We start from the raw sequence: 23,257 nt of genomic DNA on the forward strand, positions 1-23,257 counted from the left end.
CTCGTAATGACGTTGGCTTTTTATTCATCCGCAATCGTTGGATGTAGCCATTTTCTAGCTTTTTCCTTTGAAATACCTTTTCTAACGGCATAATCAGTTACTTGATCATCGGTGATTTTACCTAATCCGAAATATTTCGCCTCAGGATTTCCAAAGTAATACCCCGAAACTGCTGCCGCTGGCCACATGGCTAGACTTTCAGTTAAGGTCACACCAATAACTTTTTCAACCTCCAACAACTCCCAAATGGTTTCTTTTTCCAAATGGTCTGGACATGCTGGATAACCTGGTGCCGGACGAATGCCTTTATAGCTTTCCTGAATTAAATCATCGTTGGTCAAATCCTCATTTTCGGCATAACCCCAATGTTTAGTCCGCACTTGTTTGTGTAAATATTCCGCTAAAGCTTCAGCAAACCTATCCGCAATCGCTTGTGCCATGATAGCGTTATAATCATCCTCTTTTTTTCTGTAACTATCTGCCAATTCTTGTGCTCCAAAAATAGCCACACAAAAGGCACCCATATAATCGGTTTTCCCAGTTTCCTTTGGCGCAATAAAATCGGCTAAAGCAATGTTTGGAATACCTTCACGTTTGCTCAATTGCTGACGTAAGGTTCTAAAAACAACGATTTCTTTTCCTTTTTTATGAACGGAAATATCATCATGATGAATGGTATTTGCTTCAAACAATCCGAAAACTGCTCTGGGTTTTAATAACTGCTTCGCTATTATTTTCTCAATCATTTTTTGAGCTTCATGAAACATAATGGTGGCTTGCTCTCCTACAACCTCATCCGTTAAAATATCTGGATATTTGCCATGTAAATCCCAACTTCTAAAAAACGGACTCCAGTCTATAAACGGTACTAATTCTTTTAAGCTTAACTGCTTTAAAACCTGAATTCCCAATTCTTTAGGCTTGAAAATTTCAGACGTTTCCCAATCTATTTTAAACTTTCGCTTTCTAGCTTCATTAATGGAAATATAAGATTTCTCTTTACCTCGTTTTAAAAACTTGGTACGAAACTCATCGTAATCTTTCTTTAAATTGGCCACATATTCGTTGACAGTCTTCTTATTTAGTAAATCACCCACAACGGTAACGGCCCTAGACGCATCATTCACATGAACCACGGCATTTTTATATTGAGGATCAATTTTTACAGCTGTATGTGCTTTTGAAGTCGTTGCACCACCAATGAGTAATGGAATACTGAAATTCTGACGTTCCATTTCTTTGGCTAAATACACCATTTCATCAAGGGAAGGTGTTATTAATCCAGACAATCCAATAGCATCTACATTGTGCAACTTAGCTTCAGAAATAATACGTTCTGGCGGCACCATCACACCCAAATCCACTATCTCATAATTATTACAAGCCAATACCACACTTACAATATTTTTACCAATATCATGTACATCGCCTTTTACAGTCGCCATCAATACTTTACCAACTGGTTCTTGCAAATCTCCTTTTTCGGCTTCAATAAACGGATTTAAATAACCCACCGCTTTTTTCATAACTCGAGCCGACTTAACAACTTGCGGCAAGAACATTTTTCCAGCACCAAATAAATCGCCCACAACATTCATTCCAATCATTAAATGGCCTTCAATAACATCAATAGGTTTTTCAGCCTGTAATCTGGCTTCTTCAACATCTTCAATGATAAAGGCATCAATACCCTTTACCAGCGCATGTGTAATTCTATCTTGAACGGGATTTTCACGCCACGATAAATCGACGCCCACTTCTTTTTTAGACCCTTTAACGGTTTCAGCAAAATCCAATAAGCGTTCGGTAGCATCGTCTCTCCTATCTAAAATTACATCTTCAACACGCTCTAATAAATCTTTTGGAATATCATCATACACTTCTAAAAGTGAAGGATTTACAATACCCATATTCATACCTGCTTGAATGGCATGGTATAAAAACACGGAGTGCATCGCTTCACGCACACCATCGTTCCCTCTGAATGAAAACGACACATTACTCACACCGCCACTCACGCTGACGTTTGGTAAATTTTGACGTACCCAACGGGTAGCTTCAATAAAATCGATGGCATTTCTTTTGTGCTCATCCATACCCGTTGCCACAGGAAATATGTTTAAATCAAAAATAATATCTTCTGAAGGAAAGCCTACTTTATTCACTAAAATGCCATAAGAACGCTTACATATTTCTATTCGACGTTCATAATTATCAGCTTGTCCAACCTCATCAAATGCCATCACAACCACAGCGGCACCGTAGCGTTTTATTTGCTTGGCTTCCCAAATAAATTTATCTTCCCCTTCTTTTAAGGAAATGGAATTAACCACGCATTTGCCTTGTACCACTTTTAAACCAGCTTCAATAATTTCCCATTTCGAGCTGTCAATCATAATTGGTACTCGGGAAATATCAGGTTCAGCAGCAATCAGATTTAGAAAACGCACCATCGATTCTTTGCCATCAATAAGACCATCGTCCATATTAATGTCAATAATCTGTGCGCCACCATCTACCTGATGACGTGCAACAGCTAGGGCTTCATCAAATTTTTCTTCTTTAATTAATCGTAAAAACATACGTGAACCCGCCACATTAGTACGTTCACCAACGTTTACAAAGTTGCTGTTTTCGTTTAGGACTAGGGGTTCTAATCCTGACAATTTCATATATTTTGTTTGTTTAATCTCCATCTTTTTAATGTGTCCCTTCAACTGCGCTCAAGGCAATAGCACGTGGCTTATACTTTGCCGCTAATTGCGCTATGACTTTAATATGTTCTGGCGTTGTTCCGCAACAACCTCCAATAATATTGATTAAATTTTTCTTTAAATATTCTTCTATTTGTTCACCCATTTCTTCTGGAGATTCATCATACTCACCAAAAGCATTTGGCAAGCCCGCATTAGGATGCGCTGAAATAGCAAAGTCTGTTTTATTGGCAATCGCTTCCAAATGTGGTTGCAATAAATTAGCTCCTAAAGCACAATTAAATCCAATAGACAATAATGGAATATGTGACACAGAAATTAAAAAAGCTTCCGCTGTTTGTCCTGACAAGGTTCTACCTGAAGCATCGGTAATGGTGCCACTTAACATGATAGGAATGTCCAAATGGCGTTCCTCTTTAACTTCTTCAATGGCAAATAAGGCTGCTTTGGCATTTAGGGTGTCAAAAACGGTTTCAACCAACAATAAATCGACACCACCATCAATTAATGCTTCCACTTGCTGTTTGTAAGCAATACGTAATTCATCAAAAGTCACGGCTCTATAACCGGGATCGTTAACGTCGGGTGACATACTAGCTGTTCGATTAGTTGGCCCGATAGAACCCGCAACAAAACGTGGTTTATTTGGTTCTTTGGCTGTGAATTCATCCGCAACTTCTCTGGCTAATTTAGCGGATTGGTAATTGAGTTCATATACTAAATCTTCCATTTGATAATCGGCCATAGCGATGGTTGTGCCAGAAAATGTATTAGTTTCCACAATATCTGCCCCTGCTTCAAAATATTTGGCATGAATGGTTTTAATCGCTTCAGGCTGCGTAATGGAAAGTAAATCGTTATTGCCCTGCAAGGGTGTTGGATAGTCCTTAAAACGTTCTCCCCTAAAATCTTCTTCAGTAAATTTATATTGCTGAAGCATGGTTCCCATGGCACCATCTAGCACTAAAATACGTTGTTGTAAAGCTTGTTGTATGTTTGACATTTTTGATATTTTTGATATTTTATATCTGCATGTCATCAAGAAAAGTAAAAGAAATACTTTTCGTTATCTTTCTGAATAGTTCCTGAAATACATTCAGAACATGCAGTAGAACGTAGCACCTTCTTCATCCAGATAACTACCGGAAAAAGGGTTGCCAAGGCTTCAACGGGTCTATTCCCTCTACCTTTCTTGATAACATAATTAATACGTTTATGAACGAGCGAACAAAAATACTAACAATATTTTTTTTATCCGCATTATTTATGAAAAATCGCCTTTTATTCAAATAATGTTGAAGACAAATATCGGTCTCCTCTATCACAAATAATGGCAACAATGACACCACTTTCTAAAGTTTTAGCTAATTTTAACGCTGTAAATACAGAACCGCCGCTACTCATGCCTGCAAAAACGCCTTCTTCCTTTGCTAGTCTTTGAGTCATCGCTTTGGCTTCTTCTTCACTCACATCAATAACAATATCTACTTTAGACCTATCAAAAAATTTAGGCACATAGTCTGGTGACCACTTTCTAATCCCTGGAATTTTAGCTCCATCTGCTGGTTGTGCGCCCACTATAGTTATATTTTTATTCTTCTCTTTTAAATAAGTTGAAACGCCCATAATAGTTCCCGTGGTTCCCATGGCAGACACAAAATGAGTCACTTCACCTTGAGTATCTCTCCAAATTTCAGGTCCTGTAGTTTTATAATGTGCTTTCCAGTTATCATCGTTTTCAAACTGATTTAAAAGCATATATCCTTTTTCGTCACGCAATTGAAAAGCAACATCCCTAGAACCTTCAATACCAATATCAGCAGGTGTTAAAACAACCTCGGCACCATAAGCTCGCATGGTTTTAACACGCTCTTCGGTTGAGTTGTCGGGCATCACCAAAACCATTTTCAAACCTAATAAGTTAGCAATAAATGCCAATGCAATACCGGTATTTCCGCTTGTAGCTTCCACTAAAGTACCACCTTGTTTTATCTCTCCACGCTTTAATGCTTCCGAAATCATATTGAATGCTGCTCGATCTTTAACGCTTCCGCCAGGATTATCACCTTCAAGCTTCAATAAAAGAGTAACATTTTTATTTTGAATGATATGACTGGCTTCCACCAAAGGGGTATTGCCTATTCTATCTGTAATACTAGCGTATGCCATTTTTCTTTGGTCTTATTTTAATTTCCGTTTGATACGTCACCAGTGAGTTCTCCGGAACGGATTGGGTTATCCAAACGTTGGCACCAATGGTACTATTTGCTCCTATAACAATATCACCACCTAAAATGGTGGCATTGGCATAAATAGTCACATTATCTTCAATAGTTGGGTGACGTTTGGTAGATTCTAATTGCTTTTTAACTTGAATGCCCCCTAAAGTAACTCCTTGAAAAATCTTTACGTTATTTTTGATGATGGATGTTTCTCCAATCACGATTCCTGTTCCATGGTCGACAAAAAAGGACTCACCAATGGTTGCTCCTGGATGAATGTCGATGCCTGTAATGCCATGCACATATTCACTCATCATTCTTGGAAGAATAGGCACTTTTTGAACATATAATTGGTGACTTAATCTATATATGGAAATGGCGTAAAATCCTGGACATGCCATGTAAACTTCCTCTAAACTTTTGGTAGCAGGATCGAAATTTACAACGGCTACAGCATCTAAGTCCAATTTTACTCTAATAGCTGGGAACTCGCTTTTGAACTCCTCCCAAACCGCCTCGTTATTTTCGATGTTTAAATTATCGGTAATATCTAAAAAGGTCTTTTTTAAAGATTGAAGCTCATTGTCGTGTTCATCAAAAATATAATAGAATAATCGTTTCGTAAACGTTTTTACAACATCTTTTAAACGCACATTATATTTTTTTTGAATCAACTTCTCGTTCAATTCTTCGCATGGATCCATCATATAAACTATTTTTAATTATCTAATGATTGTCGTTATTCAATCCTGAAATTTACAACAATAATGATTTAGATAAAAAATCTTTTTATTGAATGGATTGCACAACCGCTTTTGGTGCTTCTTTACGTGTACCATCAAAACCATCAACACCACTAACAGTTGTATATTTTAGGACATACTTTTTACCTGGATTGATGATTCTATAAGCTGCTTGACACATTAGAGTCGCTTCATGAAAACCACAAAGAATTAATTTTAATTTTTCCGGATAGGTGTTGACGTCGCCAATAGCAAAAATCCCTGGGATATTGGTTTGATAGTTTAAAGAATTATCAACTTTTATAGCATTTTTTTCAATTTCCAATCCCCAATCGGCAATAGGCCCTAATTTAGGTGACAAGCCAAATAATGGAATAAAATGATCGGTTGCAATTTGACTTAATTCACCATCTATATTTACTGTAACTGCTTCAATTTTACCGTTGCCATGTAACTCTACAACTTCGGCAGGCGTTACTAAATTGATTTTTCCTTGCTCTTTTAATTCACTTACTTTTTCAACGGAATCAAGAGCACCTCTAAACTCATTTCTTCTGTGTATCAATGTTACCTCTGAAGCCACATTAGACAAGAATATACTCCAATCTAAAGCTGAATCACCTCCACCAGAAATAACCACTCTTTTGTTTCTATATACTTCTGGATCTTTAATGAAATACTCTAAACCATTATCTTCATAAATTTCCAGATTATCCAAGGCTGGTTTTCTAGGTTCGAAAGACCCTAAACCACCCGCAATGGCAACTACAGGTGCTTGGTGTTTTGTTCCTTTGTTTGTCGTTACAATAAACGACCCATCGTCTTGTTTTTCTATAGTTTCTGCACGTTCCCCCAATGTAAAACCAGGCTCAAACTGTTTACCCTGTTCTAATAAGTTTCTAGTTAAATCACCTGCCAATATTTCTGGGAAACCAGGAATATCATAAATAGGTTTTTTAGGGTATATTTCTGAACATTGTCCACCTGGCTGAGGCAATGCATCTATTAAATGGCATTTTAGTTTTAACAATCCCGCCTCAAAAACCGTGAATAATCCCGTTGGTCCTGCACCTATTATGAGTATATCTGTTTTAATCATTTTGCACTTTTTTTTCAATTAATCCTTTGGTAAATTCGTTGAGTGTTTCCACTTTTTCTTGAAAATCACCTTTTATTGTTTTTCTATATTCATTCAAATTTTTAACCAAGTCATCTACATTTTCTGGAATAACATCCTCGAAAAACTGACGTAAACGTTTGGCAGTTGTGGGCGACTTTCCGTTAGTGGAAATTGCCACTTTTACATTGCCTTTAGTTACGATGCCACCCATGTAAAAATCGCAATACGGTGGATTATCGGCAACATTGACTAAAATGCTACGCTTTCTGCAATGTTTGTAAACTTTCACGTTTATAGCAGGCACATCAGTGGTTGCAATCACCAAGTGTTTTCCTTTTAAAAAACGTTTGCTATATCTGTTCTTTATTAGCTTGACATTACCTTGTTCAGCCAAAGATAAAGCACCTTCCCGAAACATAGGTGACACCATTGTTACACAAGCATCTGGACTGGATTTTAATATAAATGATAATTTTTCTTCTGCAACATTTCCGCCACCAACGATGAGCACTTTAAGGTTACTTAGTTTTAAAAAAATGGGATATAGATTGTTTCTTTCTTCCATGTTAACCTAAATTCTCATTCAAATTCTCAACTAAAGATGAAAGTTGAACCCGCTCTTTCACCACATCGCCGATAACAATAATTGCAGGAGAAGTCAATTGTTTTTCTTCAACAACCTGCTGAATGGTGCTAATCGTCCCAATCCCTACTTTTTCATTAACCGTTGTGCCTTCTTGAATAATCGCTACAGCCGTATCTTGTTTGTTTTCATCTGAAAAAACCTTTACAATCTCTTCCAACTTAGCCATTCCCATGAGAATTACAATGGTTGCAGTCGACTTTGCTGCAATAGCAACATCTTCAGATAACTGATGATTTTTAGTTGTTCCTGTAATCACCCAAAAACTTTCAGCAGCATGTCGTTTTGTTAAAGGTATTCCTTGATAAGCTGGCACAGCACTTATAGAGGATATCCCAGGCACCACATAGGTTTCCAACCCAAAAGGTTGTACATAATCAATCTCCTCCGCCCCTCTTCCAAATATGAAAGGGTCGCCTCCTTTTAACCGCACAACATGTCCTTTTTCTTTAGCTTTCGAAACAATGAGTTCATTAATTTGTTCTTGCTGAAAGGCATAACAGCCTTTGCGTTTGCCCACAAAAATAACCTCAGCATTTGTTGAAGCATATTTTAGCAACCCCTCATTAATAAGCGCATCGTATAATATCACATCGGCAGATTCAATCGCCTTGATGGCTTTGATTGTAATTAAATCGACATCACCAGGCCCTGCACCTACGACTGTTAATTTTGGAGTTTTATTGTTCATTTCTATCTTTTAAACAGCCGCTTTCTCAAGCTTGTTTTCTTCTTCTCTATATGTTCTTACTTTATCTAAAAACAGATTGGCACTTTCAATGTATTTAGAGGCGAAATCTTCGGTCGGTGCATTTTTATTAATCTGATAAATCAATTCAGAGAAAGAAACCCCTAAATTAATTTTACCACTTTCTATAAACAATTCATCAAACTGACTGATGATGCCTGCATGTGTGTTTGTGCTTTTATTTTCGGCTATAAGCAATGCTTTCGCAGAATTTACCATAGAACTATAGGCATGATAAATAGCACTAGAATACACTTTGTTATCGAATGATACTTTAGCATTTTCTATTTTCTCTTCACTTTCAAAAAACAAGGTTGCAATTAAATCAATCACCACACCAGCACATTCACCGATACCGATTTCCTTAACGTAATCTTCGTTGGTTCCCCAATCAATAAAATCATCTTGGGTTAAATTGGTAACATCCTGAAGGTCATTTAACAAATCGTAAAAATAACGTTCCCCTGTTACTTGGTAATACTCATAAAATGTTTTTCCGTTAGCATTGGCTTCAAAATCATTTAAAATTCTACGCAACGCTTCAGGCCCTCTTTTACTTGGCACTTTTACCACTTTATCTGCAAAAGCTCCTTTACCATTTTTTAAATTTTCACCACCTAATAGCACTTGTAAAGCAGGTGCTACTAATTTATCTGGTGTACGAACGGACATGCCTTGGAAACCAATATTCGCCATATTGTGCTGTCCACACGCATTCATACAACCACTTATTTTTATTACTAAATCATCTTTAGTTAAATATTGTGGATATTCGGTTTTTATAACACGTTCCAATTCATCTGCAATACCAGTGCTACTTGCAATACCTAAATTACAGGTATCCGTTCCAGGGCATGCGGTAATATCAACGGCTTTATTATAACCTGCTTCTACAAAACCTAATTTTTCCAATTCGTTGTAGAAGAAAGGCACTAAATCTTCCTTAACAAAAGGAATCACAATGTTTTGACGCAATGACAAACGTATTTCGCCAGCGGCATATTTTTCAACTAAATCCGCTAACAAACGTGCTTTATCTGTATAAAAATCACCCAACAATACTTTGATTCCGATGGCTACATAACCTTCCTGTTTTTGAGGTATGAGGTTAGTAGATTTCCATAAATCGAAGGCTTTTTGGTCTTTAATCTCAACTTGAGGCGCTTCAACCGAAACTGGTTTCAACACTGGATAAGCACTGGCATCAATTGCTACCGATTTATGTTCAATCGCATTTTGCTCTTCTTCAACCAACTTAATAAAAGCATCTAATCCGATATCTTTAATTAAGAATTTCATACGCGCTTTGGCACGACTTTTACGTTCGCCGTAACGGTCAAACACACGAACAACACCTTCCATAGTTGGAATGATTTTGTCTGTTGGCAAAAAATCATAAAGCACATCCGCTTCACGAGGCTGAGACCCTAATCCGCCACCAATCATCACTTTAAACCCACGTACACCATTTTCAATCTTAGCTATAAAACCTAAATCGTGCATGTATGATAATCCCGTATCGTCATCAGAAGATGAAAAGGACACTTTAAATTTCCGTCCCATTTCCTGACAAATAGGATTTCTTAAAAAGAAACGAAACATCGCATCGGCATACGGCGACACATCAAATGGCTCTTTGATATCGATTCCCGCAAGTTCTGAAGCGGTGATATTTCTAACGGTATTACCACAAGCTTCCCTAATGGTAACATCGTCTTTATCCAATTGCGACCAAAGTTCTGGTGTTCTGTTGATATCAACATAATGAATCTGAATATCTTGACGTGTTGTGATGTGTAATCGTCCACGAGAATATTCATCTGACACATCAGAAATCCGACGTAGTTGATTGCTCTTTACCTTTCCGTAAGGCAATTTAATACGAATCATTTGTACGCCTTCTTGACGTTGACCGTAGATACCACGAGCTAAACGAAGACTTCTAAATTTTTCTTCGTCTATTTTGCCATTTTGAAAAAGCTCAATTTTTTTAGCTAAATCGATAATATCTTTTTCTACAACTTGATTTTCTATTTCTGTTCTAAAAGTTTGCATAATCTTGTTTTTATTGAATGAAGCCAGCTCCAACCGTATTGTTGGATTGTGTATCAATTAAAATAAACGAACCGTTGGTTCTGTGATTTTTAAATTGATCGTAAAAAATAGGCTTATTTAATTTGAATGTTACCGAAGCGATATCGTTTACCCCTAATTCCGTAACATTTTTTTCTATTCCAGAATAATCTGGATGTATCTTATGGTTGATTCTCTCAACCTTTCCTAAAACTTTATTAACGCCATGTTGCACTACATATTTAGCGCCTGGCACTAATTGTTTAGAATCCATCCAACATACATTGGCTGTGAATTCTTTATCAATGGTTGGCAAATCGCCATCCTTCACAATCATATCACCACGACTGACGTTAATGTCGTTTTCCAAAGTAATTGTTACTGAAGAACGTCTGGAAGCCGTTTGGTATTTCTGATCGTAAAAATAAATATCTTTAATTTTAGATCTTGTTTTTGAAGGCAACACTAAAATATCATCACCAACGCTTAACTCGCCACCATATACTTTACCAGCATAGCCTCTAAAATCATGGAATTCTTCCGTTTTTGGACGAATGACATATTGCACTGGAAAGCGAGGTGTACCCACATTAAAAATATCAGCTTTATCCAATTGCTCAAAATGCTCTAACAATGACTGACCTTTGTACCAAGGCATGCTTTGTGATCTATTCACCACATTATCCCCTTTTAAAGCACTTACGGGAATAAATGTTATTTTTTGGTCTTGGTAATCCCTTTTACTCATTAATTCAGTAAAATCAGCTTTGATTTTATTATAAATATCCTCTGAATAATCCACCAAATCCATTTTGTTAATAGCAACTACCACATCTTTAATTCGCAATAAATTATTGATGAAGAAATGACGGTTGGTTTGCTCAATCACCCCTTTTCTAGCATCAATTAAAATGATAGATGCTTGTGATGTGGATGCCCCAGTAACCATGTTTCTGGTATACTCCACATGCCCAGGCGTATCGGCAATGATGTAACTTTTTTTAGCTGTTGAAAAATAGATATGCGCCACATCAATGGTGATACCTTGTTCTCTTTCAGCAACCAAACCATCTGTAGCCAAAGAAAAATCGAGATAATCATAGCCTCTTTGTTTACTGGTTTTTTCAATAGCTTCTAACTTATCGGTCGTCAATGATTTTGTATCGTAAAGTATGCGCCCTATCAAGGTACTTTTTCCGTCATCTACACTTCCTGCTGTTGCAATTTTTATTACTTCCATTATTTTATGCTTTATGCTGTAGGCTTTACGCTTTAAGCAACCTACTTAAATCTTAATTTGTTTTAGCTTATAGCTTATGGCATATAGCCTATTGCTAAAAGTACCCCTGTTGTTTACGTTTTTCCATCGCGGCTTCAGAGCGTTTATCGTCTATACGTGCACCACGTTCGGAAATGGTGGATTCCCTAATTTCGGCAACTACTTTTGAAATGGTTGTTGCTTCAGATAATACCGCTGCCGTACAACTCATATCACCTACCGTTCTAAAACGCACCAATTCCTCAATCACTTCCTCATGATCATCTCTATAAACCACTTCATCTTCGGCTGACCAAATCATGCCATCCCTTAAAAATACTTTACGTTTGTGCGCAAAATAAATGGATGGAATTTCAATATTCTCTTGTTCAATATAAGACCAAACATCTAACTCTGTCCAGTTTGAAATTGGGAACACACGTACATTTTGACCTAAATTAATTTGGCCATTTAGCATATCAAACAACTCCGGCCGTTGGTTTTTTTCGTCCCACTGACCAAAATCATCACGAACCGAAAAAATACGTTCTTTAGCTCTTGCTTTTTCTTCATCACGACGCGCTCCACCAATACAAGCATCAAATTTAAATTCTTCAATAGCATCTAAAAGCGTGGTGGTTTGTAATTGGTTCCTACTTGCATATCTACCAGATTCTTCCTTTACTTTACCTTCATCAATGGAATCTTGAACATTTCTAACAATTAATTCCAATCCTAATTCCTTAACCAACTTATCCCTAAATTCAATCGTTTCAGGGAAATTATGCCCTGTATCGATATGCATTAATGGAAACGGAATTTTAGCTGGATAAAATGCTTTAACAGCTAATCTCACCAAAGTGATAGAATCCTTTCCGCCAGAAAATAGCAATACCGGTTTTTCAAACTGGGCTGCTACTTCCCTTAAAATATAAATTGCTTCGTTTTCTAATGAATTTATATGTGATGTGTCTTTTTTTATTGTACTCATAATATCTTTATAGTTGATAGTTTTCGGTTGTTCGTTATTGGTTTCAAAAACTAATCACTAACAACTTTTAACTTTGTACTTTTTACTTTTAACTTCCTTAGGCGTGTAACCCGCACTCTCTATTTTCCAATGCTTTTGTTGGATCGAAATATTTAAATTCGTTTGGCAAATTGTGTTCTGCTAAGTATTTATCTAAATCGGCATCTGACCAATAATAAAACGGACTTACCTTTAAAACACCATCTTTACTAACACTGAAAATACCAATACTATCCCTAAATGCTGTTTGGCCTTGGCGCAAATTGGTAAACCACACTTTTGGTTTGTGTTCTTCCATAGCACGTCTAAAAGGCTCTAACTTAACTTGCTCAGTAAAAAGAGCATGTTCTGGCGCATCTACACCTGGAATACCCATAACCACATCTCTATGTGCCGATGTTTGTTTAGGCACGTATAGAAACACGTTTAAATTCAAATCCTTTATTACTTTTTCGGCGTGTCTGTAAGTTTGTGGGGTATTATAACCTGTATCGCACCAAACTACTGGCACATTGACCTCAACGATATTTACAGCATGTAAAATAGCTGCTTCATACGGCCTGAAATTTGTTGTTACTACCGCTTCTTTACTAAGTTCAAAAGCCTTCTGTATGATTTCAGAGGGCTTTGCACTTTTATAAGCGTCGTTTAATTCTTTTATTTGATTTTCCGTTATCATTATAATCTTTTATTTACCCCAATTAATTGAATTCCAAATACGTTCGTGAAAAAAGTACAATATCATTTTTGTAATGACCTCTACGCCCCCTATTAAAAGCGCCGTATTTAAGTGACCTGTAACAATCCATGAAATAATCATGGTATCTATGGTTCCTACGATCCTCCAACTAATAGATTTTACCACACTTCTAATGGGCTTTTCTTTGGCCACATCCTTTTTATAGGTCGCTTTCTCGGTTTGAGCTGAATTTGTTAGTACTTGGTCAATCATTCTTTGTATTATATTATTCCTATCGATTTAATAGAGATTGCAAAAATAATACTTTTTGCTACAACTCAAAATATATTTATACTTTTTTTAGGCTACTTTGATATATCCTCTAAGGTGTTATTTTTAAACACATTTAGCGTACTATCCCGCACTTGAATCATTAATTTATGAACACTACAAGTCGCTTCATCGGGGCAATCATTACATTTTTCATAAAAATTTAAACTTACGCAAGACACTAATGCTATGGGACCTTCTAAAACACGCATGACATCGGTCATTAAAATCTCAGACGGTTTTTTTATCAAATAATAACCGCCGTGCTTGCCTTTTTTGGAACCTAAAAAGCCAGATTTCCTTAGCGTAAGCAAAATGCTCTCTAAAAACTTCTGAGAAATCTGTTCATGTTTAGCAATCTCACCAATTTGTACGGGTTCATTATTGCCTTTTCTGGCAATATAGGTAAGTGCCTTTAAACCGTATTTTGTTTTTTTAGATAGCATGTTGCGAAGATACATATTTTAACAAAAGTTTTACGATACAGAAAAATTTTACGGAGAATATGTATATTTAGTGAGGATATTATAATTTCCAATTATGAAGAAAAACTTAGCAATAATTATTACTATTTTAATATTATCAAATTCTTATTCTCAATGCAAAGATATATTTATCGGAAATTTATATCAATTTAAAAATAACGACTTGTTTTTAGCAAAGATTCTTGATAATAATAGTTCTGATTACTACATCGATATTTTTTTTAAAGATGAATTTGATAAGAACAATCTCGATTTAAAAACAATTGATGATTTTGAAAACTCACGGCAAACAATCAAAAAAGAAATTGCTATTAAAGCTTTTAATTTGAAAGGTTTAGATACAATTTATTTTTACAGTAATTCAAATGAATTAATTGGATATGGTATATATAAACAATCTGAATACTATGAAAATATGATTGAATCCAGATATATTGCTACCTACACTCCTTATCTTTATGATTCTTCTCAAAAACCTTATTACGCTTCAAATTGTAAGACTAGCCATAGAAATACTAAGTGGATTGAATCAGCCAACAATGTTTTAGAAAACAAAATATTAAACACCTATAAAATTAATAAGAGCTCAATAATTAAAGTAAGTCATTTCACTGATTCTAACAGTACTACAACTTACTCGATTATATCGTATAGTCTCCCTGATTTAAATTCAATAATTGTTAAATATCAAAATGAAAAACTGACAAAAATCTATGAAACAGGAAGTGACTATATTTTAGACGATATGTTTATTTCTTCATTTGAATATAATAATAACCCTATAATTATTACAGAACTGACATTACCTGAAAGTGATTATTTTGACAATGCGCCTATATTCTACAATGGGGAAGAATATAGTTTTAAAAAGGGAGATAGAAGTGATACAGAAAACGCAAAAGGAGATTTCAATGGAGATGGAATAACTGAATATATTTTCATTGAAAAACCGACATTTGCAGATGAATATGGTGAATGTATCGGGAATTGCAACTGTTATTTAAAATTCACAAACGAAAATATTACACCAATAAAAATTGAAAACTGCATAGGAGGAATACCAGAAAATTTAGATGATTTAAACAATAATGGAAACGATGAAATTGGAATTCAAGTAAATTGGTGGAGTCCTTTAGGCGGACGCTATCAAGTATTTACTTTTAAAAATGGAGAATGGAAGTATTTGGTTGACCCTATTTCAACGCATTGTTATTCTTGTCCAGAGAATTACAAACCTATAGAGAAAGACCCAGATATTGAAGGCAATGTAATAATCAGATATACAGAAATGTTACAAGATGGAGAATTTACTTTAAAATCAAAATCGATAAAAGTTGATTAAAAATGCTAAAGTTCACTAAATATGAATACAAAAATTCCTAATCAAGAAAAACCCAGCTTGAGTGAATGGCGAAAACAAAATCCTGGAATGTCAATAAATGATTATTTTAGGATTTTTGGCAAAACTTCTCATTCCTCAAGCACAAATAGTTATTCAAATGAATATGAAATAACTATGCTTCAAAGAGAATTAAATGAGAAAAAATCTAGCTCATTTTCTTGGTCTTATATTTTTATCATACTTATTATATTAGTTGGTTTTTTATCAAACCCTAAAGTAGAAGAACATAGAGAGGCACTAAGAATTAAATTAACTGGAATGGTTGAGAAAGATTTATCAAAAAACACAGACAATATACTTATATATGGATTAGGAAAATCATTTATGGATTATTTGATAGATGAGGGTTTAAAAAATGTTTCATCAGATAATTATCTCTTGTTTTCTTTAACAAAGTTCAATTTTGCTTCTGAGTCTAAAATAATAGGATTTGGATTTTTTGGAAAAGTTTATATTGCAGAAAAAATAAATGAGGATATGTTTAAAAAACTTAATGAAAGTATTAGTTCTAAATAATTAACAGTATGGAAAAAGGCACTCACGGAATTAATGAAGAAAAAGATTTATTAGACGACCGTTTAACTAATCATAATGCTAATCCCAATAATGGTAGAAGTTGGGATTCTATAAAATCATATTTACAAAATATGCCTCATAATTATAGCAATAAACCTAAAACTTAACTTGAGTTAATTGAAGATTTAGAATTTATCCCACTCCACCAAAAGCTCAGCCATAATAACACAATCACCTCTTAAAAGCACTCTATCATTACCAGATATTTCACAATTTACCACACCACCACGTTTTGAAGCTTGGTAACCAATAAGTGTATTTTTAGAGAGTTTATCACTCCAATAATTTGCCAAATAACAATGTGCCGAACCTGTAACAGGATCTTCGTCAATGCCAAAATCGGGGGCGAACATCCTTGAAACAAAATCGTATTCTTTCTCAGAAGATTTCGCTGTGATGATAAATTTCTTTTTGGAGTGCTTCTTTAACAATTCAAATTGAGGTTTTAAATTACGAATCAAATCACTGTAGCTGACTTCAACCAAACACCAATCCTTATCGCTATTGACGGTTATGGGCTTTTCACCAAAAAATGCTTCTAATATGGCATCGTTCGGATTTTCAGGTTGCGTTTTACCAATGGGGAAATCCATTTCCAATTGATTTTCCTTCTTTTTCACTGTTAAAAGTCCACTTCTAGTGTTGAATTCAAGAACATCTTTAGTGACATTTAACTTCTCAAAAAGAATTTTAGCCGTAGCCAAAGTAGCATGTCCACAAAGGTCTATTTCTAGAGTTGGCGTGAACCATCTAAGTCGGTAACGCCCATCTTCTTCATACACAAAAGCCGTTTCAGAAAGATTCATCTCTTGCGCAATATCAATATAAGTAGCTTCAGAAAGCGGCTTTTCTAAAACACAAACAGCCGCGGGATTCCCTTTAAAAGGGACGTTTGTAAATGCATCAACAGTAAATAATCTCATATCAATGTTCTAAAGCTTGTTTTAAATCCGTAATAATATCATCTATATGTTCCAACCCCACCGAAATCCTAACCAATCCATCGGTAATACTCACTTGCAATCTATCCGCTTCCAATAATTTGCTGTGTGTTGTAGAAGATGGATGTGTGACTATCGTTCTGGTGTCTCCTAAGTTTGCCGCCAACGAACACATTTTGATGGCATTCAAAAATTTACGCCCACCTTCAATACCGCCTTTCACTTCAAAAGCAACAATATTTCCGCCTAATTTCATTTGCTTTTTAGCAACTTCGTATTGCGGATGCGATTTCAAAAATGGGTATTTTACCCAATTCACGTTGGAATGACTTTCCAAAAACTCCGCGACTTTTAAAGCATTATCGCAATGTTTATCGACTCTAACAGCTAATGTTTCTAAACTTTTTGATAATATCCACGCATTGAATGGTGATAGTGCTGGCCCTGTATTTCTGGAGAATAGATAGATTTCCCGAATTAAATCGGCATTTCCAACCGTTATACCTCCTAACACACGCCCTTGACCATCAATTAACTTGGTTGCCGAATGAATCACCAAATGTGCGCCATACTTTATAGGCTGTTGCAAATATGGCGTTGCAAAACAATTATCAATGATTAAAATTAAATTGTGCTTTTTGGCAATGTTTCCAAGCAATTCCAAATCTATGATATCGACTGCGGGATTGGTTGGTGTTTCAGCATACAGGATTTTAGTGTTTGGCGTAATGAAACTTTCAATGGTTTCAGGTTCATTGACATTAAAATAACTGGTTGTAATGTTCCATTTAGGAAGATAATTGACAAATAACGCATGTGTAGAACCAAATACCGAACGTGCCGATACTATATGATCCCCGCTTTTTAATAGTGCTGCAAACGTTGAAAACACAGCTGCCATACCCGTTGCGAACGCATACCCACTTTCGGCACTTTCCATGTTGCATATTTTATCTACAAATTCCGTAGTGTTCGGATTTGAAAAACGGCTGTAAATATTGCGTTCTTTTTCTTCTGTAAAAGAAGCACGCATATCTTCGGCATCTTCAAATACAAAACTGGATGTTAGGTATATAGGGCTTGTATGTTCTAAAAATTCGCTACGTTCTATTTGCGTACGAATGGCTTCAGTTTCAAATTGCTTTCTTTCTTCGCTCATGTTTTATTTTTTATTGAATAAAGACTATTATTACTTGTCACTTCGAGTGAATTTGTAAAGTAAAACGAAACAAATTTGTATCGAGAAGTATTACAAAATAGGTTCTCGATACAATTCTGAACAAGTTCAGAATCACTCGAACTGACAACTAATTTATATGTTTTGACAACCTCAAAATGTCTCCAAAAACACCACGCGCAGTGACTTCTGCTCCAGCACCAGCGCCTTGAATGACGATAGGTTGTTCACCATACGATTCTGTAAATATTTCGAAAATAGCATCGCTTCCTTTGATTTGCCCTAAGGTACTATCGCCAGGAATGGACACTAATTTGACTTCTAAGTTTCCTTTGTCTTTTGATAAATCGCCCGACAAATCACCGACATATCGCAATACATGACCTGGTTTTTGATTAGCTTTTATCTTCTGAAATTCAGCATCCAAAACATGCAACTGTTTTAAAAATTCAGGTACTGAGATATCTCTGTAGGCTTCTGGAATTAAATTTTGAACCGATACATCTTCAAATTCATTTTGCAAATCCAACTCCCTTGCTAAAATCAATAATTTTCTAGCCACATCATTTCCAGAGAAATCTTCCCTTGGGTCAGGTTCGGTAAATCCTTTATCGATCGTTTCTTGAACAATCACACTAAACGGTTTGTCTTGCACTGAGAAATTATTGAACAAATAACTCAATGTCCCGGAAAACACACCACGTATTCTGGTAATATTCTCACCGGATTCGTGTAATAATTTAATGGTATCTATCAACGGTAAACCAGCGCCAACCGTGGTTTCGTATAGGTACTGTTTGTTGTTTTCTTTTAATTTCACACGTAAATCGGTGTAAAACTGATGTGAAATGGTATTGGCAATTTTGTTTGAAGACACCAAGTCGAAACCAGCTTCAATCAACGGCACATAATTTTTATAAAAATCTGGGCTAGCTGTGTTATCTACGGCGATTAAATTTTCTAAATGGTGTGTTTTTGCAAACGCAATGATATCATGAATGGAAGTTTCAAGTGAAGCCGACTTTATGGCATCTTTCCAATTTAAATCCGCTCCTTTTTTGTTTAAAAGCAACTTCTTGGAATTCGCAATAGCAAATACATTCAGGTTGATGCCTTTTCGGTTTTCAATATCATCCTTAGATTTTAAAATCTGATTTATTAGAGCCCCACCAACGCCACCATGACCAAAAATGGCAATATTTATTTTCTTTGAAATTCCGAAAATCTCACCATGAATCACGTTCATGGCTTTATGCAATTGGTCTTTTTTAACAACCAAACTCACGTTTTTCCCAGTCACCGTATTATTGAATAACAATGGTGTGATTTGGTTTTTAATCAATGCATTAAATGGTTTGTGAAATGAACTCAATTCAATTCCAATAATGGAGAGCACCGATACATCATCCACCACACCAATTTTATTGACATCTTGGGAATAAAAATCGTTTTCAAACTCACGCTCTAAAGCGATAACCGCTTGGGTTGCTTGGTCAGAATTGATAACCAAACCAATGCCTCTTTCTGATGATCCTTGTGAAATGATACTGACACTAATATTATGATTTGCCAATGCTCCAAAAATCCGGGCATCTACACCACTTTTTCCTAATAAGCCGCGTCCTTCTAAATTCAATAACGATACATTATCTAAAACCGAAAGTGAGGTGACTTCTTTTGAATTTGGTTTTGCTGTAATTAATGTGCCTTCATCATCTGGATTAAAGGTATTTAAAATCCGAAGATTGATGTTTTTTTCAACCAACGGAATGATGGTTTTGGCATGTAAAACGGTGGTTCCAAAATTTGCTAATTCGTTGGCTTCACTAAACGACAATTCACGTATTTTTTTGGCATCTTCCACCAAATCTGGATTGGCCGTGTAAATACCATTGACATGTGTATAATTTTGCAATTCTTCAGCATCTAAATAATTAGCCAACAAAGCAGCGGTGTAATTACTACCGTTTCTGCCTAAGGTTGTGGTTTCATTTTTAGCGTTTGAGGCAATGAATCCTGTAACAATATTCACAACATCTTTACCGCTGTTCTTATAAAAATTCTTAACGTTCTCTTTAGATAATTGTACAATAGGTTGCGCATTCCCAAAAGAACCATCCGTTTTGATGAGTTCCCTAGAATCGACTACGGACGCTTTAATGCCTTTTTTATTTAGCAGTGCAGAAATTAGTTTTACGGAAAGCAATTCGCCTTGTGCTAAAATTTCATCTTTAGTTTTATTGCTGTAATCACCTAATAAGCTGACGCCTTCAAACAATTTATCTAAAATGGAGAATTCTTTGGAGAAATCAATATCCTTTAAAGGTTCCGTTTGATAATCTTTAAAAACCTGTAACACTTCTTTATACGGATGTCCTTTTGAAGCTTTATTCAATATGTTTTCTAAATCATCGGTAGCAGAACTTCTGGCAGATACCACCACCGTTATTTTTTCGCCTTCCTTAACCTTATTTTCAATGATTGAAATCACGGTATTTAACCCTTCGCCATTTGCCAAAGATTTGCCTCCAAACTTTAATACTTTCATGCGTCTCTTTTTAGAACTTGGCACAAAAATGCCTTCTATTATTTTTTCTAATTGCTCGTATTCCATTAAAAATGCATCGTGTCCATGCACGGAATTAATCTCATTATAAGTGACATTGGGGTTTGTCAACGCCAATTGCTTGTGGGTTTGCCTATTTTCTTCAGCCGTAAAAAACAAATCGGAATCCACTCCAATAATGTAAATATTCCCATGGATGCTTTCCAAAACATTGAAATCGTTCGGTCTATTTTTAGTGACATCAATGGTTTTCAGTAACTGATTCATTAATTTATATGCGGAAAGTTGAAAACGTTCCTGCAATTTTTTTCCGTGGTGCAACAACCAACTTTCTACATTAAAAATTTCCAACTCCTCATTTTTAGAACGGTGGAAACGTGCGTTAAAAGATTCTGGTGTTCTGTAACATAACATGGCGTGCATTCTGGCATCGTGCACGGGGTTTCTGGAATTCAATAAAAATTGCTCTTGAATTTGGCAATTGGCAATCAACCAATCGGTCGATTTCCAGTCGGTTGCCACAGGTATTAAATTCTCGGTAATATCTGGATTTAAAACCGCCATTTCCCAAGCAATACCGCCGCCTAACGAACCGCCAATTAACGCAAAAAGTTTATCTACTTTAAGTTCCTTTAAACCAATTAAAAATAATTTGGCAATGTCCCTCGCTACAAAGTCCTTATAGTTTTCAATCACAAAACCATCAAACCCATTGCCCGGAATATTAAACGCCAGAACGGTGTAGAGTTTGGTATCGATGACTTTATCGTCGCCTACCAAATCGGTCCACCACCCATTTTCTCCAGCCACGTTACTATTCCCTGTTAACGCATGATTCACCAATACCACAGGCGCAGTGCCCAACGTTTTACCAAATAGCTGATAGCTTAATTTGATTTCAGAAATAGGCACGTTGTTTTCCGTAATATAATCTGTGATGATGATATGTTGCAATTCCTTTTTCAACTGAAAAATTATTTAATGGTTTTAAATGCTTCTGTTAAATCGGCTTTTAAATCGTCTATATCTTCAAGACCAACCGACAAACGGATTAAATCCCTTGGAGCGCCAGCCGATGCTTGCTCAGCTTCGGTTAATTGTTGATGCGTTGTACTTGCTGGATGAATGATTAATGATTTTGTATCCCCAATATTTGCCAATAATGAAAATAATTTCGAATTATCCACTATCGCTTTAGCAGCCTCATAGCCCCCTTTTGCCCCAAAGGTAACAATTCCACTTTGTCCTTTTGGTAAATATTTATCTGATAAGGCTTTATATTTACTCGTAGCCAATCCTGGATAATTTACCCAAGCGACTTCGTCTTGCTGTTCTAACCATTTGGCTAGCTCTAAAGCATTTTCGCTGTGTTGTTTTATTCTGACTGGTAATGTTTCTAAACCTTGAATTATTTGAAAGGCGTTAAACGGACTCAATGCACCACCAAAATCTCTTAAACCTTCTAAAATCAATTTAAAAGTATAGGCTGCAGCACCCAAGGCTTCATGATATACCAACCCATGGTATCCTGCTGAAGGTTGGGTGAATTCTGGGAATTTCCCATTCGACCAATCAAAAGTCCCCGCATCAATAATAGCACCGCCTAAAGATGTTCCTTGGCCGCCAATATATTTAGTTAATGAATGAATGACAATGTTGGCTCCATGTTTTATAGGATTTAATAAAACTGGAGACGCTACAGTATTATCCACAATAAACGGCACGCCTGCTGCTTTTGAATGCACGGCAATCGCTTCCAAATCCAACACATCCAATTTCGGATTTCCTAATGATTCCACAAAAAACGCTCTCGTATTATCTTGAACTGCCGCAGCAAAATTATCTGGATTATCGGCATCCACAAACGTGGTTGTAATGCCCAATCGTGGTAAGGTTACTTTTAATAAATTATACGTACCACCATATAAACTACTAGACGCCACAATGTGGTCGCCTGCTTTTAAAAGAGTTAACAAACCTGTTGAAATCGCTGCCGTTCCCGAAGCAAAAACAACGGCTCCAATTCCTCCCTCAACAGCCGCTAAACGTTCTTGTAGGATTTGGTTGGTTGGATTATTAAGTCTAGTGTAAATAAATCCTAATTCCTTTAACGAAAATAGATTCGCTGCATGATCGGAATTATTAAAAACATACGATGTTGTTTGATAAATTGGAACCGCTCTAGTTCCTGCGTTTGCTTTTACATCATGCCCGGCATGTAATGCGTTAGTTGCTAATTTTAATGTACTCATTTTTCTAATTTTTTAGTTAATAATTAAACGAACCAAAAGTCAAATGCATCAAATTTGATGTACTTAATAGAAAAATGTTAAAAAGAAATAGGAAATTACCGTGAGCAATTTCGTTTGGTTATCTATCCATTAATTCCGAAAAATGATTCAGAAGTGGGTAGAATTTAGCACCTTCTTTACTGATAAAGGGTTGCTAAGGCTTCACAGGGTCTAATCCCTCCACCTTTCTTGATAACATTTCAATATGTTTTTGAACTTTGTGAATGCAAATATTCAGTCAGAAAAATTTAAAATCCTA

General features: G+C 35.8%; 20 protein-coding genes and 2 riboswitches. Of the genes, 3 read left to right on the plus strand and 17 right to left on the minus strand.

Going from position 1 to position 23,257, the window contains the following annotated elements; genetic code table 11:
• Nucleotides 1–20 precede the first annotated feature (20 nt).
• From metH to CDH50_RS00705, 13 genes are all read right to left on the minus strand, one after another.
• On the minus strand, nucleotides 21–2,696 hold the full coding sequence (metH, locus tag CDH50_RS00645) for a methionine synthase (protein WP_100609967.1): 2,676 nt from the start codon (nucleotides 2,694–2,696) through the stop codon (nucleotides 21–23).
• 4 nt (nucleotides 2,697–2,700) lie between these two features.
• Nucleotides 2,701–3,717 (minus strand): homocysteine S-methyltransferase family protein, encoded by a 1,017-nt coding sequence (locus CDH50_RS00650; protein WP_100610552.1) that lies wholly within the window; start codon nucleotides 3,715–3,717, stop codon nucleotides 2,701–2,703.
• Between the two features lie 60 nt (nucleotides 3,718–3,777).
• Nucleotides 3,778–3,916: riboswitch (SAM riboswitch) on the minus strand.
• Between the two features lie 79 nt (nucleotides 3,917–3,995).
• Entirely contained in the window at nucleotides 3,996–4,883 is an 888-nt protein-coding gene (gene cysM / locus CDH50_RS00655) for a cysteine synthase CysM (RefSeq protein WP_100609968.1), read from the minus strand.
• On the minus strand, nucleotides 4,870–5,643 hold the full coding sequence (epsC, locus tag CDH50_RS00660) for a serine O-acetyltransferase EpsC (protein WP_394337003.1): 774 nt from the start codon (nucleotides 5,641–5,643) through the stop codon (nucleotides 4,870–4,872). Before epsC ends, cysM begins: the two co-directional genes overlap by 14 nt.
• An 82-nt stretch (nucleotides 5,644–5,725) precedes the next feature.
• On the minus strand, nucleotides 5,726–6,778 hold the full coding sequence (locus CDH50_RS00665; protein ID WP_100609970.1) for an NAD(P)/FAD-dependent oxidoreductase: 1,053 nt from the start codon (nucleotides 6,776–6,778) through the stop codon (nucleotides 5,726–5,728).
• A complete protein-coding gene (locus CDH50_RS00670) occupies nucleotides 6,771–7,364 on the minus strand; it encodes a precorrin-2 dehydrogenase/sirohydrochlorin ferrochelatase family protein (protein ID WP_100609971.1) in 594 nt (197 codons plus the stop codon). Before CDH50_RS00670 ends, CDH50_RS00665 begins: the two co-directional genes overlap by 8 nt.
• A 1-nt stretch (nucleotide 7,365) precedes the next feature.
• Nucleotides 7,366–8,133, minus strand: coding sequence for a uroporphyrinogen-III C-methyltransferase (cobA, locus tag CDH50_RS00675; RefSeq protein ID WP_100609972.1), 768 nt, complete (start codon nucleotides 8,131–8,133; stop codon nucleotides 7,366–7,368).
• Between the two features lie 9 nt (nucleotides 8,134–8,142).
• A complete protein-coding gene (locus CDH50_RS00680) occupies nucleotides 8,143–10,245 on the minus strand; it encodes a HEPN domain-containing protein (RefSeq protein ID WP_100610553.1) in 2,103 nt (700 codons plus the stop codon).
• 10 nt (nucleotides 10,246–10,255) lie between these two features.
• A complete protein-coding gene (locus tag CDH50_RS00685; protein WP_100609973.1) occupies nucleotides 10,256–11,503 on the minus strand; it encodes a sulfate adenylyltransferase subunit 1 in 1,248 nt (415 codons plus the stop codon).
• Nucleotides 11,504–11,597: 94 nt separating this feature from the next.
• On the minus strand, nucleotides 11,598–12,512 hold the full coding sequence (gene cysD, locus CDH50_RS00690) for a sulfate adenylyltransferase subunit CysD (RefSeq protein ID WP_100609974.1): 915 nt from the start codon (nucleotides 12,510–12,512) through the stop codon (nucleotides 11,598–11,600).
• A gap of 97 nt (nucleotides 12,513–12,609) precedes the next feature.
• A complete protein-coding gene (locus CDH50_RS00695; protein WP_100609975.1) occupies nucleotides 12,610–13,230 on the minus strand; it encodes a phosphoadenosine phosphosulfate reductase domain-containing protein in 621 nt (206 codons plus the stop codon).
• Between the two features lie 9 nt (nucleotides 13,231–13,239).
• Nucleotides 13,240–13,503, minus strand: coding sequence for a DUF2061 domain-containing protein (locus CDH50_RS00700; RefSeq protein ID WP_100609976.1), 264 nt, complete (start codon nucleotides 13,501–13,503; stop codon nucleotides 13,240–13,242).
• 92 nt (nucleotides 13,504–13,595) lie between these two features.
• The gene (locus CDH50_RS00705) at nucleotides 13,596–14,006 is read right to left on the minus strand and encodes an RrF2 family transcriptional regulator (RefSeq protein ID WP_100609977.1); all 411 of its coding nucleotides are present in this window, start codon (nucleotides 14,004–14,006) and stop codon (nucleotides 13,596–13,598) included.
• 94 nt (nucleotides 14,007–14,100) lie between these two features.
• Between CDH50_RS00705 and CDH50_RS00710 the strand changes: the two genes are divergently transcribed.
• The 3 genes from CDH50_RS00710 to CDH50_RS15065 are packed head-to-tail and all read left to right on the plus strand — an operon-like array spanning nucleotide 14,101 to nucleotide 16,130.
• A complete protein-coding gene (locus CDH50_RS00710) occupies nucleotides 14,101–15,387 on the plus strand; it encodes a hypothetical protein (RefSeq protein WP_100609978.1) in 1,287 nt (428 codons plus the stop codon).
• Nucleotides 15,388–15,408: 21 nt separating this feature from the next.
• Nucleotides 15,409–15,963: a hypothetical protein gene (locus tag CDH50_RS00715; protein ID WP_100609979.1), complete on the plus strand. Its 555-nt coding sequence runs from the start codon at nucleotides 15,409–15,411 to the stop codon at nucleotides 15,961–15,963.
• Between the two features lie 8 nt (nucleotides 15,964–15,971).
• Complete coding sequence (locus CDH50_RS15065; protein WP_157804918.1) at nucleotides 15,972–16,130, plus strand: hypothetical protein; 159 nt, start codon at nucleotides 15,972–15,974, stop codon at nucleotides 16,128–16,130.
• 18 nt (nucleotides 16,131–16,148) lie between these two features.
• Here the strand turns inward: CDH50_RS15065 and CDH50_RS00720 are convergent, their stop codons facing one another.
• The 4 genes from CDH50_RS00720 to CDH50_RS00735 form a co-directional block, all read right to left on the minus strand.
• A complete protein-coding gene (locus CDH50_RS00720) occupies nucleotides 16,149–16,946 on the minus strand; it encodes a PhzF family phenazine biosynthesis protein (protein WP_100609980.1) in 798 nt (265 codons plus the stop codon).
• Between the two features lies 1 nt (nucleotide 16,947).
• On the minus strand, nucleotides 16,948–18,123 hold the full coding sequence (locus tag CDH50_RS00725) for a trans-sulfuration enzyme family protein (protein WP_100609981.1): 1,176 nt from the start codon (nucleotides 18,121–18,123) through the stop codon (nucleotides 16,948–16,950).
• Between the two features lie 148 nt (nucleotides 18,124–18,271).
• Nucleotides 18,272–21,673, minus strand: a complete 3,402-nt coding sequence (thrA, locus tag CDH50_RS00730) for a bifunctional aspartate kinase/homoserine dehydrogenase I (RefSeq protein WP_100609982.1) — start codon at nucleotides 21,671–21,673, stop codon at nucleotides 18,272–18,274.
• Nucleotides 21,674–21,681: 8 nt separating this feature from the next.
• On the minus strand, nucleotides 21,682–22,959 hold the full coding sequence (locus tag CDH50_RS00735; RefSeq protein WP_100609983.1) for an O-acetylhomoserine aminocarboxypropyltransferase/cysteine synthase family protein: 1,278 nt from the start codon (nucleotides 22,957–22,959) through the stop codon (nucleotides 21,682–21,684).
• A gap of 115 nt (nucleotides 22,960–23,074) precedes the next feature.
• Nucleotides 23,075–23,197: riboswitch (SAM riboswitch) on the minus strand.
• Nucleotides 23,198–23,257 lie beyond the last annotated feature (60 nt).

Origin of the sequence: Confluentibacter lentus (assembly GCF_002806995.1) — a bacterium.
GTDB lineage: Bacteria > Bacteroidota > Bacteroidia > Flavobacteriales > Flavobacteriaceae > Confluentibacter > Confluentibacter lentus.